This window comes from Kribbella sp. CA-253562, from assembly GCF_050942265.1.
In the GTDB taxonomy this organism is placed as follows: domain Bacteria; phylum Actinomycetota; class Actinomycetes; order Propionibacteriales; family Kribbellaceae; genus Kribbella.
Map to the genome: position 1 here is coordinate 7,067,894 of NZ_CP192049.1, position 15,571 is coordinate 7,083,464.

Below are 15,571 nucleotides of genomic sequence, written 5' to 3' on the forward strand. Positions count from 1 at the left end.
GAGCCGGCGGAAGTCCGTGGCGACGGTGACCGGCGACGAGTAGCCGGTCCGGATCAGGTCGACACGTACGTCGTCCACCTCCCAGCCTGACAACCCCTGCGACAGCGTCTGGCGAACGGTCTCCTCGATCGCCGTGTGGAACGCGCGCGGGAGGCCGCCGAGCTCGACCTCCAGCCGGTAGTCGATCCCAGTACCGACCGGCGCGGGCGAGACGCGGAAGCCGACGGTCGCCACCCACGGGTTGTCCGGCGCGCCCAGCTCCCGTACGGCGGTACCGCTGCCGATCGGGCGCTCCTTGTGGATCGGCCGGGTCGCGTCGAAGGTCACCTCCAGGCCGTACTCGTCGGCGAGCAGGCTGGCGATCACCTCCTTCTGCACTTCGCCGTACAGGCTGACCGAGATCTCGTCGTCCTTGCGGACGCGGATCAGCGGGTCCTGCTCGGCGAGTTGTTGCAGGGCCTGGAAGAGCTTGATCCGGTCCCCCGCCCGCACGACCGTCTCCAGCGTCGGCGGCGCGAACAGCTGTCCACCCCGGTCGCCCGGACTGCCGAGCTGGTCGCCGATCCGGATCTCCTTGAGGCCTCGCAACGCGACGATCCGTCCGGCTTCCACCGCGTCCGCCCGCTCGGTCTCGCCGCGGGCGAAGACCTGGACGGACGTGGGTTTCGCGAAGTACGACGCTCCGCGGGCCGAACCGCCTCCGGCGCCCGGCGGGCTCGGCGTGATCGTCGGCGACTCGGTCGGGGACGTCCTGCCCGGCGCGGACGAACGCGGCACAGCCTGATCGCCTCGATGGACCTCGATCTGCTCGCGGGCCCGCAGGGTGCCGGCGAAGACGCGTGCCGACGCGATCTTTTCCCCCGCCGGCCCGCGCTCCACCTTGAAAACCGAAGCCTGCAACGGATCCCTGGCCGATCCGCTTGCCCGGGGCAACAACGTACGAATCCCCTCGATCAGCTCCGGTACGCCGTTGCCGGTGATCGCCGAGCCGAAGTACACCGGCTGGACCAACGCCCGCCGGACCTGGTCAGCGAGTTCCACCTGATGATCGGCGGCAGTCAGCTCGTCCGCCAGATACCTCTCCAGGTACATATCGTTGCGCTCGGCAAGCAACTCGTCGACCGTCCCCGTCCCCGGCGGATACGGCACGAACCGGGCACTGCGGACGCCGAGATCCCGCACCGTGCCGAGCGGAATCGCCGCGGGGGTCAGCAATCGCCGGACATCCGCCAGCAGTTCGTCGTACCGGGCGCCCATCCGGTCGATCTTGTTCACGAACAGCAGTGTCGGGATGTGCAGGCGCTGCAGCGTGCGCATCAGCAGGCGGGTCTGCACCTGGACGCCCTCGACCGCGGACAGCACCAGCACGGCGCCGTCCAGCACCGAGAGCGCGCGCTCGACCTCGGCGATGAAATCGGAGTGGCCCGGGGTGTCGATCAGGTTGACCGTCAGGCCGGACAGCTCGAACGACACCACCGCGGAGCGGATCGTGATGCCGCGGCGGCGTTCGAGGTCCATCGTGTCGGTCCGGGTGCTGCCGGCGTCGACGCTGCCGACCCGGTCGATCACGCCGGCCGCGTGCAGCAGCCGCTCGGTCAGGCTGGTCTTGCCGGCGTCAACATGCGCCAGGATTCCCATCGTCAGTGTGCTCAAAGGTCCTCGTCGGAGTCTCGATCCATCGGATGACAACGGAGTGGATCGAAACTCGGCGCATCGGGATCCCCTTCTCGGCACTGACAACAACACGGACAACGGCACGGAACAAACGTTTGACGAGCGTAACGCCGGCACAACACCGGGCGCAGGTGGTTTTCCAGCCCTTCCGAAGTCGCTTCCCGGACAAGTACCCTGCCGCCCACACGGCCGCCCAGGTCTTGTTTGAAAAACTTCGCGGAACAAGGGTTCTCGGGCGTCGTGGACACGAGGAGTTCCGATGTCACTGACGGACGACTATCTTTCCGCCGCCGCCGACCGCGGGCCCCAGGCGAGTGCGATTCTCGCCGCCGCCGCCCCCGAGCTCGACGCCACCACTTATCTCGGCCGCTGCCTGAGCCGGCCGACCTTCCTGGAAGCCGCGCCGTACCGGCAGCTGGTCGCGGATCTCGACCTGCTGCACTCGGCCCTGACCAGACTGCCCGAACGAGTGTTCGGCGGGGATCTCGCCGAGTTCGCCCGGACCGTCGGCATGACCGAGACGCAGGTGCGGGCGATCTGCCGCGGCCGCGGGCCGGCGCCGAGCCGGATGGGCCGCGCGGACCTGTACCGCGACGCCGACGGCTTCCACCTGCTCGAGATCAACATGGGCAGCACCGTCGGCGGGGTCGACAACCCGGTGCTGAACGCGGCGATGCTGGAGCACCCGTTCATCGCCGAGTTCGTCGCCGCCAACGACCTGACGTACGCCGAGACGATGACCGAGGTGGTCCGCACCATCATCACCGAGGCGAAGGTGCCGACCGGCGTCCGCCCGGTGATGGCGATCGCCGACTTCCCCGACAGCTATCCCGACCTGGAACGCCAGCTGCACAAGAGCGCGCAGATGCTCGAACCGCTCGGCATCGACGCGATCCCGTGCCCGGTCGACGCGCTGGAGTACCGCGACGACCGGATCTGGCTGGGCGACCGCGCGATCGACGTGGTGTTCCGGCTGTTCATGATCGAGGACGTGCTCAAGCCGGGCGCGGTCGAGCTCCTCGAGCCCGTACTGCGGGCGGCCGAGCAGGGGCACGTCGCGATCTTCACCCCGCTGGACGCCGAGCTGTACGGCAGCAAGGGCGCGCTCGCGCTGCTGTCCGACGAGGCCTACCGCGACCGCTATCCGGCCGACGAGCTCGCCGCGCTCGACCGCATCCTGCCGTGGACGCGAATGGTCCGCAGCGGACCGGTCACCGTCGACGGCGAGCGGGTCGACCTGGAGCAGTACGCCCTAGCCAACCGCGAGGAGCTGGTGCTCAAGCCGACAGCGCTGCACGGCGGCGACGGCGTACTGCTCGGCTGGCTGACCGACGAGGCGACCTGGTCTGCGCGAATCGCCGAGGCGATGGACAACCCGTGGGTCCTCCAGCGCCGCATCCGGCCGGTGCCCGAGGTGTTCCTCACCGACGAGGGCAGTGAGCAGTGGCTGCTGACCTGGGGAGCATTCCTCGTCTCCGACGGCCTCGGCGGCTTCCTGATCCGCGGCTCACAGGAACTCGACGGCGGCGTCGTCAACATGGCCACCGGCGCCACGGCCACCTGCTGCTTCCACCAGCGCTGACGCCAACCGGCCCGGTGACACCTGCCACCGGGCCGGCCCGGCGCTACCTCCCGTCGACCGTGATCCCCAGATCGACAACCAGTGCCGCAGCCAACTGATCCACCTGCTCAGCGGCGATCCTCACGCCCTGCAGTGACTCCACGTCCCGCACCCCGTCCAACGGATTACCCCGCAGGCCTGCGCTTCTGCCAGTTGTCCCACGACGGCCGATTGTCCCACTGGCAAAGGGCCACTCCCAGGATCCGATGTCATCAATCCCTGCAACCAGTTCTGGATGTCCGCGAGACAGTTTCGCTAACCGAGGTCGCCTCAGCGTTGCATTGACCGAGCGACGGTCGGGCAGTTGTGCAACAGCTCTCATTCGGGACTGATCACCGGTCGAGCTTTCATGGTCGTACTATCCCGGCCAATTCGCAGTCGGCACTCGGCTCGGCAAGCGCACGACGATGTTGGGCGGAGCGGCGGCGGATCTACTCGACGCGGGCTTACCTCAGCTCAGGCTCATCTGCACGAGCTGCATCACGAACAGGCTATCGCCGGAGGCTGATTCGGTACCGGCGGGGGCCGTCTTCAACAGCACCGCAAACCACGGCAACTTCAACACCAACCGCAACCACTACACTGTTCTTCTCTCTGTTCTTCTCTCTGTTCTTCTCTCTGTTCTTCTCTCTGTTCTTCTCTCTGTTCTTCTCTCTGTTCTTCTCTCTGTTCTTCTCTCTGTTCTTCTCTCTGTTCTTCTCTCTGTTCTTCTCTCTGTTCTTCTCTCTGTTCTTCTCTCTGTTCTTCTCTCTGTTCTTCTCTCTGTTCTTCTCTCTGTCCTTCTCTCTGTCCTTCTCTCTGTTCTTCTCTCTGTTCTTCTCTCTGTTCTTCTCTCTGTTCTTCTCTCTGTTCTTTACCGGTTGACGATGGCCGGGAGGATGCGGGCGCCGGGGACCGGGCCCTCGGCCTGGCGGACCATGCGGCAGAGGCCGGACTCGGCCAGTTCGACCGCGAGGTCGACCGCTCGCCGGCTGTCGGCGGCGAGGAACAGGCAGGTGGGACCTGAGCCGGAGATCATCGCGGCCAAAGCGCCCTGGTCCAGGCCGAACTGGAGCGTCGTACCCAACTCAGGCCGCAGGGAGAGCGCAGCCGCCTGCAGGTCGTTGCTGAGAGCAACCGCCAGCGCGGCGGGGCGGCCGGAGAGCAGCGCGGACAGCAGCTCAGGACGGACCTCGGGAGCCTCGACCCGGCGGAGTGGGCGGAGGCGATCCAGCTCGGCGTACACCTTCGGAGTCGACAGCCCGCCGTCGGCGATGGCGAAGACCCAGTGGAAGGTGCCGCGGGACATCACCTCGGTGACCTGCTCGCCTCGGCCCTGGCCGAGCGCGGTGTGGCCGACCAGGCAGAACGGCACGTCGCTGCCCAGGTCGGCGGCCAGGTGCTGCAGCTCCGACTGGGTGAGCTGGAGGCCCCAGAGGCGGTTGCAGGCGACCAGGGTCGCTGCGGCGTCAGTGGAGCCACCGGCCATGCCCCCGGCGACCGGGATCGTCTTGCGGATGCTCAGGTCGACGCCGTCCTCGACGTCGTACTCGGCCTGCAGCAGCCGGGCGGCCCGGACGGCCAGATTCGAGTCGTCGGTCGGTACGTCGACGGCGAAGTCGCCGACCACCTCGACGGTGATCTCCGCGTCGTCGCGCAGCGTCGCGGTCACGTCGTCGTACAGCGCGACGGCCTGGTAGACGGTCGCGAGCGGGTGGAACCCGTCCGGGCGCGGCGGCCCGACGGACAGGCCGAGATTGATCTTGGCCGGCGACCGCACCGTGACCTGGGCTGATGGTGGCACGGCCACACCCTAGAGCAGTCGTGTGCTCAGGACATGAGTTGGCGTTTCGCGTCGGCCAGCGCGGCGAATTCGGTGATGCCCAGCATCTCCCCGCGCAGCGACGAGTCGATGCCCGCGGCGGCGAACACCTCGTCCAGCAGCGCGCGGTCCGGGACCCACCGGGCCAGGGCCGAGCGGACGGTTTTGCGGCGCTGGGAGAAGGCGGCCTCGATCACCGCGAAGACCTCTTCGCGGGAGGCGGTCGTTGCCGGAGGCTCCCGTCGGGTGAAGGCGACCAGGCCGGAGTCGACGTTCGGGGCGGGCCAGAAGACGTTGCGGCCGATCGGGCCGGCGCGGCGTACGTCGGCGTACCAGGCGGCCTTCGCGGACGGTACGCCGTACGTGCGCGACCCGGGCGGCGCGGCCAGCCGGTCGGCGACCTCGGACTGGACCATCACCAGCCCGTGCCGCAGCGACGGCGCGATCGCCAGCAGGTGCAGCAGGACCGGTACGGCGACGTTGTACGGCAGGTTCGCGACACAGGCGGACGGCGTACCAAGAGCGTCCGGCCCGACCTCCAGCGCGTCGGCCTCGACGACGGAGAAGCGATCGGCCTGCCCCGGCGCGTAGGTGCCGATCGTCGACGGCAGGGCGGCGGCGAGCACCGGGTCGATCTCGACCGCGGTGACCCGGTGCCCGGCGGCCAGCAGCGCCAGGGTCAGGGAGCCCAGGCCCGGTCCGATCTCCAGGACCGTCTCGCCGCTCTCGTCCAGCTCGGCGGCGCGCACGATCCGGCGCACGGTGTTCGGGTCGATGACGAAGTTCTGGCCGCGCTGCTTGGTCGGGCGGATCCCGAGCGACGCGGCCAGCGAACGCACTTCCGCCGGACCGAGAAGCCTCGGTCCGGCGGAAGTGGAGGAATCAGCGCTGGTCACACCGGTCAGTGTGGCAGGCGCTTGCTCGACAACATCACGCGCGCTTGCCGCAGACCGGCCAGTCGGCGTAGCTGCCGCGCGCCGCACGGACCTTCTCGGCGATCGCGATCTGCTGCGCCTTGCTGGCCAGGTGCGCGTTCTCGGCGTACTTGTCACCGCCGTACGCGACCCAGGTGCCGTGGCTGAACTGCAGACCGCCGTAGTACCCGTTGCCGGTGTTGGTCTGCCAGTTGCCGCCGGACTCGCACTCGGCGATCCGGTCCCAGGCGCTGGTGTTGCCGACCGCCGGCTCTTCCTCCGACGTCCCGCCGTCCGCGACCTCCGGCTTGGGCTTGGTCCCGATCGTCACCAGCTCGTCGACCGGCTCGGCGACGATCTTGCTCGCCAGGGTCTTGGTGGTGACCAGCTTGCCGTCGACGTAGGTGAGCAGGTAGTCGACCGTCTTGCGCCCGGCCTTGCCGGCGGTGGTCGTCTTCTTCTCGCCTTCGGTCAGCTCGGCCGACTTGGTCTCCTTCTTGTCGAAGGCGATCGACTCGGTCTTGCTGACCTTCTTGACGTCGACCTTGACCACGGTGATCCGGTTGACGCCGGGCTTCAGCGCCGTCGTCACGGCCGGGGTGATCCGGTCGTCCTTGTCGTAGCCGACCTTGGCGCCGCTCAGCGCCTCGCCGACGGTCAGCGCCATCGACTTGACCGCGACGACCTTGCCCTGGCGGACGAACTGCACGGTCTTGGGAGTGCGGACCTCCAGCGACAGCCCCTCGCGCCCGATCGGGGCGCTGCGGCTGGTGGACAGGTACGCGCCGTCGTAGCGCAGTCCGAGGTCGGTCAGCGCCTCGTTCACGCTGTCGGCGGTGGTCCAGAAGTTCTTCTTGGTGCCGTCTTGGTTGACGGTCAGCTGGCGGGCGTACTGCACCGCGATCTCCTGACCGTCCTGCAGCTTCGCGTCCAGCGCGGGCGCGACCAGGTCACGCTCACCGACCTGGATGTTCTTCGCCTGCAGGGCGTCGCTCACGGTCGAGCCGAAGGTGTGCACCTTCTGGACCTGACCGTCGATCGACAGACTCACCGTTTTGCTCTTGCTCGCATAGGCCACGCTGCCGCCCACGACGGCGATCGCAGCCGTCGCGCCGACGGCCGCAATGATGGACTTACGCACTCATGCTCCCAGGTAGGGCTACCCGGGCACGGGGTCCGACGGCACTGGCGCAGACCGGGTTCTCCGGGCCGCGAACGGCCCGGCGACCTTGGTCTGTGCCGAGGGGCATGCCATCCGGAACCTTCCCCGATCCCGGCCAACATCACGAGACAGTAACGAAGAAGTGCGGAGAGTGCCAATCGACTCGTCGGCGCGGCGGCAAAAGGTGTAATGGGCCGATTACGCGGTGTGCTGACCCCACTGCCCGCGATGCACCACTTCGGCGACCCCGCGGCGGCCTCGGCGCAGTGACGGCGACCGCCGGTCCGGGGCCGGATAACCGATCGAGATCACCCCCACGAAGGCGAGTCCCTCGGGCACTCCGAACTCCGCCTTCACCGCCCCCACCAACCCGCTCGGTACGCCGAAAAAGCAGGCTCCCAGCCCCTCGTCGACCACGGTCTGCAGCATCAGCAGCGAGGCCATCCCGGTGTCCACGAACCAGTACGGCGCCGCCCAGCGCGACTCGTCGCGATCGGTCCGGCCCTTGTCGGCTTCGGCGTACCGGTCGAGGTACGCCGCCTTGTCGGCGAAGGCCAGGATCAGCAGCGGCGCCCGGCGCAGCCCTGTGACCCATCGCACATACTTCTCGTCGACGTCGGCGGCCGTGATCCGCCAGTACCGGTCCCGATCGGCGCCTTCCAGCACCAGGAACGCCCACCCCTGGCTGAACCCGGCCGACGGCCCGCGCAGCCCGTTCGCCAGGATCCGCTCGCGGACCTCGGCAGGGACCGGGCGCGAGGGGTCGTAGTCGCGCACCATCCGGCGCCGCCGGACGACCTCGGAGAACTCCACTACCAGCGGCCGCCGAACGCCCGGTCGGCGTTGTTCGACAGTGCCGCGCACAGCTCGGCGACCGAGATGTTGAGTACGCCCGCCATCTTCCGGACCGTGTGCGGGATCAGGTACGACGCGTTCGGCTGCCCGCGGTGCGGCGACGGCGTCAGGTACGGCGCGTCGGTCTCCACCAGCACCCGGTCCAGCGGGGTGACGGCGAGCGCGTCGCGCAGCGACTGGGCGTTCTTGAACGTGACCACTCCGGCGAAGCTCAGGAACGCGCCGCGCTCGACGCATTTGCGGGCGAACTCGGTGTCGCCGGAGAAGCAGTGCATCACCACCCGGTCCGGAACGCCTTCGCTGTCGAGGATCGCGAGGATGTCGTCGTGCGCGTCCCGGTCGTGGATCATCAGCGTCTTGTCCAGCCGCTTGGCCAGCGCGATGTGCGCGGCGAACGACTCGTGCTGCGCGGCCCGGCCGTCCTCGCCGGTGCGGAAGTAGTCCAGCCCGGTCTCACCGATCACCCGGACCTTGGCCGAGCTGGTTGCCAGCCGCTCGATCTCGGCCAGCGCGCTGTCCAACTCGCCCGCCTGCTTGAGTTTCGGCGCCTCGTTGGGGTGCAGGGCGACGCCGGCGATCAGGTTCGGGTACTGCTCGGCGGCCTCGACCGCCCAGACCGCGCCGGGCAGATCGCAGCCCACCTGGACGATCCTGGTCACGCCGACCGACCTGGCCAGCTTGATCGCCTCGGCCGGACTCAACCAGTGGCCGTCCTCGCCGTCGGCGATGTCCAGGTGGCAGTGCGCGTCGACGACACTCATCGGCAACTGGTCCGGCACCGCCGGCCGGCTGCGGTCCCGCGACCGCCCGTCCTCCCCGATGGCAGCGCGTTCCCGCGTCGGACGATCGACCTCCACACGCTCGGTAGACATGCGCCCAGCCTACTTACCGCAGGCGGTAGATCCGGACGTCGGAGTTCGCGTAGGCCCGCTGGGCCAGCTTGTCGAGGGCGGGCGAGACCGGGCCGGCCCGCAGGTCGGCGATGATCCAGTCGACGCCGATCTCGTTGCGCAGCTGGGAAAGCAGAGCCGGGGTCGGCCGGCGTACGGCGTCCAGGCTCTGCTGGAGGCGGTCCGGCCACGGCGACGGCTGGGTGAGGAAGCTGGTCTTGTTCTGGGTCGCCTGGAGATTCTTCGGGGCGTAGGCCCAGCCGCTCAGGTACTGCTGGACGCCGCTCAGCCCGGAGGTCCAGAACGCGTCGTCGGGACAGCCGGTACGGAACCGCGGTGGCATGCAGAACACGTTGCTGACCGCCACGTCGCCGGGTGCGGCGTTCTCGCCGAGCCAGATCATCGCCTGCTGCTCGTTCTCGGTCAGGTAGACCCGGTCGTTCGGATCGGCGACCACCGGCTGCCCGGTGACGAAGCGGTAGACGTTGCCGGACAGGACCGCCACCTGGTTCGGCAGACTGGCCGCGAGAACCAGTGCGATGACCTGCAGGAGGATCAGCGACCGGCTACGTCGTCTGGTCAGCACCACCACGATCAGTCCGACCACCGCGAGCACCTGGAACGGCACGACCAGGGCCACGATCGCCCGGCCGACCGTCGTTGGTACGTCGGGCACGTGGAACCAGAGCAGCCGGATCAGCAGAGCTGTCACCAGGCCCGCGGTCCCAGCCACCAGGATCGGCCGCCACCGCGTCGTCTCGTCGACCAGCGTGGACGCCACCGCGACCGTGCCGACCACACCGATCGCTGTGACGGTCCGCAGGAAGTGGTACTCCGAGTAGCCCGTGTGCGAGAACACCAGCGTGATGCCGGTTCCCGCTGCGACACAGCCCGCCAGCCACCAGTACGCCGGATCGCGGCGCGCCGGGCTGGTCGTCGTACCGAGCAGGGAGAGCAGGCGGGCCGCGTTGATCAGCAGGTAGTAGGCCAGCAGGCTCGCGGCGAACAGCAGCAGCCGGGGCTCGCCGGTGGCGATCGACGGGAGCACCCAGCCGCCGGTCGCCGGGTAGGAGTGGTCACCCGAGACGGAGGCGTAGAAGGGCTGCACCCGGAGCGCGGCCAGGATCTGGATCCGGCTGCCGCCCGTGCTGCCGGTCAGGGCGAAGGTGGCCGCCAGGAAGAACGCACCGGCCATCGCGCCCAGTGCGACGATCCGCCACGGCAGCACCCGCTCGCTGATCCAGGCGTACAGGCCGACGATCGCCGAGCCCACCAGCATGATGGGCAGCACAGTCGGCTTGGTGCCGGTCGCCAGCGCGATCATCAGGGCCATCGCCAGCCAGGTGCCGCGCGTGGCCTGCTTGCGCAGGATGAGCACGGTCGGGCCGACCAGACCGAGCATCACCAGCACAGCGAGCGCTCCGGTGGGCCCCTGCACGACCTGAGCCGGCGACACCTCGACGATGGGCTTGGCGGCGAGCTGCAGCGTGCCCGGCAGTGCCCCGGTCAGCAGGCCCGCCACGGCACCGACCCACGTCTTGCCGGTGAGCGCCTCGCCCGCGGCCCAGCCGGCCAGGACCAGGCTGATCACGAAGGTGACCTGCCACTGGTGCATGAGCACGTGCGACGGCTCGACACTCGCCATCACCGACTGGCCGGCCATCGAGGCGTTGGCGAACCAGTGGTAGATCAGGGGCTCGCCCAGCACCGACAGGTCGGGCGGAGTGATGTCGTGCTTGAGCGCCTGGATCAGACCGAGCTGGTACCAGAAGTCCTGGTGCCGGTCGAAGGCGATCGGCGGCAGCGGCCACACCCGGAGCAGCCCGGCGACGGTCCGCACCACTGCGACCAGCAGGAGCACAGCCATCGCGGGCTGCCACCAGCTCGGCCCGGGTTGCCAGGTCGCTCGCCGCCGGAGACCAGGCACCGCGAAGAAGACCACGTAGAACCCGAGCGCCAGAATCCACTGCAGACCTGGCCTTCCCAGTCCGGTGCACACCGCCCAGACGGTCAACTGCCAGCCGATGCCGATCACGGCGCCGAACCCGAGGTCCTGCGGCACCGACCGCCCACCGGCCAGCACACGCCAGATCAGTACGCCGGGCAGCAGCACCACCAGCAGCCAGGTGATCAGGTACCTGATGGTCTCCGTGACCGGGTCTCCGACCCCCGCCATCGTCGCGACCGTCACCACAGGCAGGGCGATCCACAAGGCGGGCCGAAGCACACGCACGGACATCAGAGGTCTCTGCTACTCCCACCAGACAACAAGTCGTCGCAGCTTAACCAACCCTGGGCCGTGCGCTGACTCAGCCTGACTCGGCAACCTTCTTCACGCCCTGCACGAGCATCTCCCACATCCCGCGCGAGTGCTCGGCCTCCTCCTCGGACGCATTGTTGTCCTGGCTCAGCGACAGCTCGGTCGTCCCGTTCCCGCCGCTCAGTTCGTAGGTCAGCGTGTGGTAGTTCTCCGGTACGTCGGGCTGCCCGCTCATCGGGCTGTAGTGCGTCACCTGCAGCCGCCGGCCTGGTTCGACCGCCAGCACCTTGCCCTTGTCCTGATAGGCCTTGCCCTCGTACTCGCCGCTCCAAGTGATCGGGCTCCCGACCTGCCAGTCGGTCTCCACCTCGGACCCGAACATGAACTCCTTGGTCGCGACCGGGTCCAGCAACACCTGCCAGACCCGCTCGGGCGACGCCTCGATCTCGACTCGTGCGGTGGCCACGTATCCGGCCATGGTCCTCAACTCCCTTCTTCTCGACCATAAGCCGGTCGGCCGTCACGGTCTTGGAGAAAGGCGTCATTCCAGCCGGGCCAGCTCCTCGTCGACCACCGACGGCGCCAGCTTCGCGAACACCGGCCGCGGCGCCGCCACCGCGGTCCCCGGTACGACGGCCTGCGGCGCCCACGCCGCCGTCCGGCCGTAGTCGCCGGTGATCACCGGGTACGCCGGTCCGCCGTCCAGGTCCGCGACCTCACGGATCTCCGGGCGATCGGTGATCGCGCCGGTCCCGCCGAGCGTCTCGTGCACCTGCTGGGCCGCGTGCGGCAGGAACGGCGCCAGCAGCCGGTTGGTGTCCGAGACCACCTGCGCGGCGACGTGCAGGATCGTGCCCTTGCGCTCGAGGTCGGACTCCTTCCACGGTGCCTGCTGCGACAGGTACTGGTTCGCGTCCGCGGCGACCCGCATCGCGGCGCCGATGCCCTGCCGGAGCCGCTGGTGCTCCAGATGGTCCCCGACGACGCCGTACGCCGCCCGGGTGCGGGCGAGCAGGTCGTGGTCGGCGGTGGTCAGCTCGCCGGCGGGCGGGATCGCGCCGAAGTTCTTGGCGATCATCGAGGCCGTCCGGTTCACCAGGTTGCCCCAGGTGCCGACGAGCTCGTCGTTGTTGCGGCGGACGAACTCGGCCCAGGTGAAGTCGGTGTCGTGCGCCTCCGGCCCGGCCGCCGCGATGAAGTAGCGCAACGCGTCGGCGCCGTACCGCTCGAGCACGTCGCGGACGTAGATCACCACCGACCGCGACGAGGAGAACTTGCGGCCCTCCATGGTGAGGAACTCGCTGCTGACCACCTCGGTCGGCAGATTCAGTACGCCGTACCGGCCGGGGCTGCCGCCACGCGCGCCGCGGCCGTTGTACGCGAGCAGCTCGGCGGGCCAGATCTGGGCGTGGAAGGTGATGTTGTCCTTGCCCATGAAGTAGTACGACCGGGCGTCCGGGTCGCACCACCAGGCGCGCCAGGCGTCGTCGTCGCCGGAGCGGCGGGCCCACTCGACACTGGCCGACAGGTAGCCGATGACGGCGTCGAACCAGACGTACAGCCGCTTGGTCGGGTTGTCCTCCCAGCCCGGCAGCGGGACCGGGATGCCCCAGTCGATGTCGCGGGTCATCGCCCGCGGGCGGACGTCGTCGAGCAGGTTGGTGGCGAACTTCAGCACGTTCGGGCGCCAGTCGGCGCGGGTCTGCAGCCAGGAACCGAGCGCGTCGGCCAGCGCCGGCAGGTCGAGGAAGAAGTGCTCGGTCTCGACGAACTTCGGGGTCTCGCCGTTGATCCGGCTGCGCGGGTTGCGCAGGTCGATCGGATCGAGCTGGTTGCCGCAGTTGTCGCACTGGTCACCGCGCGCGGCGTCGTACCCGCAGATCGGGCAGGTGCCCTCGATGTAGCGGTCCGGCAGGGCGCGCCCGGTGGTCGGGGAGATCGCGCCCATCGCGGTGCGCGGCACGAGATAGCCGTTGCGGTGAACGGTTCTGAACAGTTCCTGGGCGACGGCGTAGTGGTTGCGGGTAGTGGTCCGGGTGAACAGGTCGTACGACAGGCCGAGGCCCTGCAGGTCTTCGACGATGACCCGGTTGTACCGGTCGGCGAGCTCGCGCGGGCTGACGCCTTCGCGCTCGGCCTGCACCAGGATCGGCGTACCGTGCTCGTCGGTGCCCGAGACCATCAGCACGTCGTGACCCATCATGCGCTGGTACCGGCTGAACACGTCCGAAGGAACACCGAAACCGGAGACGTGCCCGATGTGCCGAGGCCCGTTGGCGTAGGGCCAGGCCACCGCGGCCAGGATGTGAGTCATGCCGTGACTGTAGAAGAGCGGATCTCGGCACGCAGCCGGATTACGCGGGCTACCGTTGGCGCATGTCCTTGACTGTCAGCGACGTCGACCTGTTCGAAGCCGCCCGGCCTCGGCTCGGGGCCATCGCCTATCGCCTGCTCGGCTCCGCCGGCGAGGCGGAGGACGCCGTCCAGGAGACGTTCCTGCGCTGGCAGGCCGCCGACCGCGCCGCGATCGAGGTCCCCGAGGCCTGGCTCACCAAGGTGCTCACCAACCTCTGCCTGAACCAGCTCACCTCCGCCCGCGCCCGCCGGGAGACCTACGTCGGCCAGTGGCTGCCCGAGCCGCTGCTGGCCGGCGATCCGCTGCTCGGCCCGGCCGAGACCGTCGAGCAGCGGGAGTCGGTCTCGATGGCCGTGCTCACGCTGATGGAGCGGCTTTCGCCGAACGAGCGGGCGGTCTACGTCCTGCGCCAGGCCTTCGACTACCCGCACCGCGAGATCGCCGAGATCCTCGATATCACCGAGGCCGCCAGCCAGCAGATCTTCCACCGGGCCAAGCAGCACGTCGCCGACGGCAGGACGCGGACGGCGGTCGACGAGGCGGCCGCCCGCCGCATCGTCGAGGAGTTCCTCGCCGCCGCCACCAGCGGCCGGACCGAGCCGCTGGTGAAACTGCTGACCGGCGACGCGATCGCGGTCGGCGACGGCGGTGGCAAGGTCCCGGCCAAGGCCAGCCCGTTCACCGGTGCCGTGGCGGTCGCGAAGTTCCTGCGCGGCCTGTTCAAGCCCGCCGAGCACAAGCGCGCGATGGTCGGCGGCCGCCCCGACGTGTACGCCGACCTCGCCAATGGCGAGCCGGCGGTCGTGGCCGTGGTCGACGGCCGGGTCGTCGGAGTGATGGTGCTCGAGGTCACCCCCGAGGGCGTCACCGCGGTCCGCAGCGCGATCAATCCCGACAAGCTCGAGCGGGCGACCACTCGGTGGAACGCGGCCGACCACGGGGAACCGCTGCTGCAGGGCTGGTGACACCGGTCTGATCGTCGTGTCACGGCGCCCGGGCCGCGATCCAAGATCGCGGCCCGGGCGGTGCTCTCACGGAACGAGAACGAGCTTGCCCTTCGCGTGCCCGGACTCGCTGATCTCCTGCGCCTTGGCGGCCTCCGCCAGCGGGAACGTCTCAGCGATCCGGACAGTGAGCTTGCCGTCCGCGGCGAGCTGGAGCTGCTCGCTCAGCCAGCCCTTCACGACCTCCGGCTCCGTCCCACCGAACGACACCTCGACGCCGAGCTCCCCCGCCCCCATGTCGGCGATCGTGATGATCCGGTCGGTCCCACCGCGCAGCTCGATCGACTCCTTCAGCCCGCCCTGGCCCGCGGCATCGAAGACCGCGTCGACAACCGGCGCCACCGCACGCACCCGCTCGACCAAGCCTTCGCCGTACAGGACCGGCGTGGCACCCAGTGACCGCAGGTACGCGTGGTTCGCCTCGGACGCCGTACCGATCACCGTGACACCGGCCGCCACCGCCAACTGCACCGCGACCGCTCCGACCGCCCCCGCCGCACCGTGCAGCAGCAGCGTCTCCCCGGACTTCACGCCGAGCGCGTCGAGCACCCGCTGCGAGGTCTCACCAGCAACCGGTACGGCGACCGCCTGCTCCCACGACACCCCGGCCGGCTTCCGTACGGCGTTGCCAAGCACCGCGTGCTGCGCGTACCCACCGGTGGTCGCCCACCCGACGACCTCGTCGCCGACGGCGAACTCCGCACCCTCGCCGGCCTCGTCCACGACTCCCGCGACCTCCAAGCCGGGAACGGCCGGGAACGTGGTCGGCATCATCGCCTCGAACCAGCCACGCCGGATCTTGTAGTCCATCGGGTTCACCCCGGCCGCCAGGACCTTGATCCGGACCTGGCCCGGCCCCGCGTGCGGCGCGTCGATCTCCCGGCTGCGCAGCACCTCGGGACCACCGAACTGCTCGAACACGATCGCTTCCATCAGCACCGTCCTTGACAGTTGAGTTCTCAATCAATCCTCTTCGACTTCCAGCGTGGATCCGCCGCGGTTGTTCCCGACTGGCCTTTCGGCCAGCTGTCCGC

General features: G+C 69.3%; 12 protein-coding genes and 1 pseudogene. 3 read left to right on the forward strand and 10 right to left on the reverse strand.

Translation table 11 applies throughout. The features are described from left to right. Positions 1-57: 57 nt before the first annotated feature. Positions 58-1,638, reverse strand: a pseudogene (locus ACQPXM_RS33385) (GTP-binding protein); the annotation flags it as partial. Positions 1,639-1,933: 295 nt separating this feature from the next. On the opposite strand from ACQPXM_RS33385, the gene ACQPXM_RS33390 reads away from it, so the two are divergent. Both ACQPXM_RS33390 and ACQPXM_RS33395 read left to right on the forward strand, forming a co-directional pair. Next, on the forward strand, positions 1,934-3,256 hold the full coding sequence (locus tag ACQPXM_RS33390; RefSeq protein ID WP_432941328.1) for a hypothetical protein: 1,323 nt from the start codon (positions 1,934-1,936) through the stop codon (positions 3,254-3,256). 345 nt (positions 3,257-3,601) lie between these two features. Further along, positions 3,602-4,159 carry a hypothetical protein gene (locus ACQPXM_RS33395; RefSeq protein ID WP_432941330.1) on the forward strand — a complete coding sequence of 186 codons (558 nt, stop codon included), beginning with the start codon at positions 3,602-3,604 and terminating at the stop codon, positions 4,157-4,159. Here ACQPXM_RS33395 and ACQPXM_RS33400 read toward each other — a convergent pair. The 8 genes from ACQPXM_RS33400 to metG form a co-directional block, all read right to left on the reverse strand. Next, a complete protein-coding gene (locus tag ACQPXM_RS33400; protein ID WP_432941332.1) occupies positions 4,149-5,084 on the reverse strand; it encodes a 4-(cytidine 5'-diphospho)-2-C-methyl-D-erythritol kinase in 936 nt (311 codons plus the stop codon). The genes ACQPXM_RS33395 and ACQPXM_RS33400 overlap by 11 nt on opposite strands. A 20-nt stretch (positions 5,085-5,104) precedes the next feature. Then, entirely contained in the window at positions 5,105-5,992 is an 888-nt protein-coding gene (gene rsmA, locus ACQPXM_RS33405; RefSeq protein WP_432941334.1) for a 16S rRNA (adenine(1518)-N(6)/adenine(1519)-N(6))-dimethyltransferase RsmA, read from the reverse strand. Between the two features lie 34 nt (positions 5,993-6,026). Further along, on the reverse strand, positions 6,027-7,151 hold the full coding sequence (locus ACQPXM_RS33410; RefSeq protein WP_432941336.1) for a transglycosylase family protein: 1,125 nt from the start codon (positions 7,149-7,151) through the stop codon (positions 6,027-6,029). Between the two features lie 219 nt (positions 7,152-7,370). Continuing rightward, the gene (locus ACQPXM_RS33415; protein ID WP_432941339.1) at positions 7,371-7,985 is read right to left on the reverse strand and encodes a nitroreductase family protein; all 615 of its coding nucleotides are present in this window, start codon (positions 7,983-7,985) and stop codon (positions 7,371-7,373) included. After that, a complete protein-coding gene (locus ACQPXM_RS33420; protein ID WP_432941341.1) occupies positions 7,985-8,899 on the reverse strand; it encodes a TatD family hydrolase in 915 nt (304 codons plus the stop codon). The genes ACQPXM_RS33415 and ACQPXM_RS33420 overlap by 1 nt, the downstream gene beginning before the upstream one ends. A gap of 13 nt (positions 8,900-8,912) precedes the next feature. Further along, positions 8,913-11,156: a hypothetical protein gene (locus ACQPXM_RS33425; RefSeq protein WP_432941344.1), complete on the reverse strand. Its 2,244-nt coding sequence runs from the start codon at positions 11,154-11,156 to the stop codon at positions 8,913-8,915. Positions 11,157-11,226: 70 nt separating this feature from the next. Further along, on the reverse strand, positions 11,227-11,655 hold the full coding sequence (locus ACQPXM_RS33430; RefSeq protein ID WP_432941347.1) for an SRPBCC domain-containing protein: 429 nt from the start codon (positions 11,653-11,655) through the stop codon (positions 11,227-11,229). A 63-nt stretch (positions 11,656-11,718) separates the two neighbouring features. Then, on the reverse strand, positions 11,719-13,491 hold the full coding sequence (gene metG / locus ACQPXM_RS33435; protein ID WP_432941349.1) for a methionine--tRNA ligase: 1,773 nt from the start codon (positions 13,489-13,491) through the stop codon (positions 11,719-11,721). Positions 13,492-13,553: 62 nt separating this feature from the next. Between metG and ACQPXM_RS33440 the strand changes: the two genes are divergently transcribed. Then, positions 13,554-14,498, forward strand: a complete 945-nt coding sequence (locus tag ACQPXM_RS33440; protein WP_432941351.1) for an RNA polymerase sigma-70 factor — start codon at positions 13,554-13,556, stop codon at positions 14,496-14,498. Positions 14,499-14,564: 66 nt separating this feature from the next. On the opposite strand, the gene ACQPXM_RS33445 is transcribed toward ACQPXM_RS33440, so the two are convergent. Next, positions 14,565-15,470 (reverse strand): NADP-dependent oxidoreductase, encoded by a 906-nt coding sequence (locus ACQPXM_RS33445; protein ID WP_432941354.1) that lies wholly within the window; start codon positions 15,468-15,470, stop codon positions 14,565-14,567. Positions 15,471-15,571 lie beyond the last annotated feature (101 nt).

Bases quoted from the DNA above. Each gene is read 5' to 3' on its own strand.
- ACQPXM_RS33390 (WP_432941328.1), top strand. From the start codon at position 1,934: ATGTCACTGACGGACGACTATCTTTCCGCCGCCGCCGACCGCGGGCCC.
- ACQPXM_RS33420 (WP_432941341.1), bottom strand. From the start codon at position 8,899: ATGTCTACCGAGCGTGTGGAGGTCGATCGTCCGACGCGGGAACGCGCT.
- ACQPXM_RS33425 (WP_432941344.1), bottom strand. From the start codon at position 11,156: ATGTCCGTGCGTGTGCTTCGGCCCGCCTTGTGGATCGCCCTGCCTGTG.
- ACQPXM_RS33430 (WP_432941347.1), bottom strand. From the start codon at position 11,655: ATGGCCGGATACGTGGCCACCGCACGAGTCGAGATCGAGGCGTCGCCC.
- metG (WP_432941349.1), bottom strand. From the start codon at position 13,491: ATGACTCACATCCTGGCCGCGGTGGCCTGGCCCTACGCCAACGGGCCT.
- ACQPXM_RS33440 (WP_432941351.1), top strand. From the start codon at position 13,554: ATGTCCTTGACTGTCAGCGACGTCGACCTGTTCGAAGCCGCCCGGCCT.
- ACQPXM_RS33445 (WP_432941354.1), bottom strand. From the start codon at position 15,470: ATGGAAGCGATCGTGTTCGAGCAGTTCGGTGGTCCCGAGGTGCTGCGC.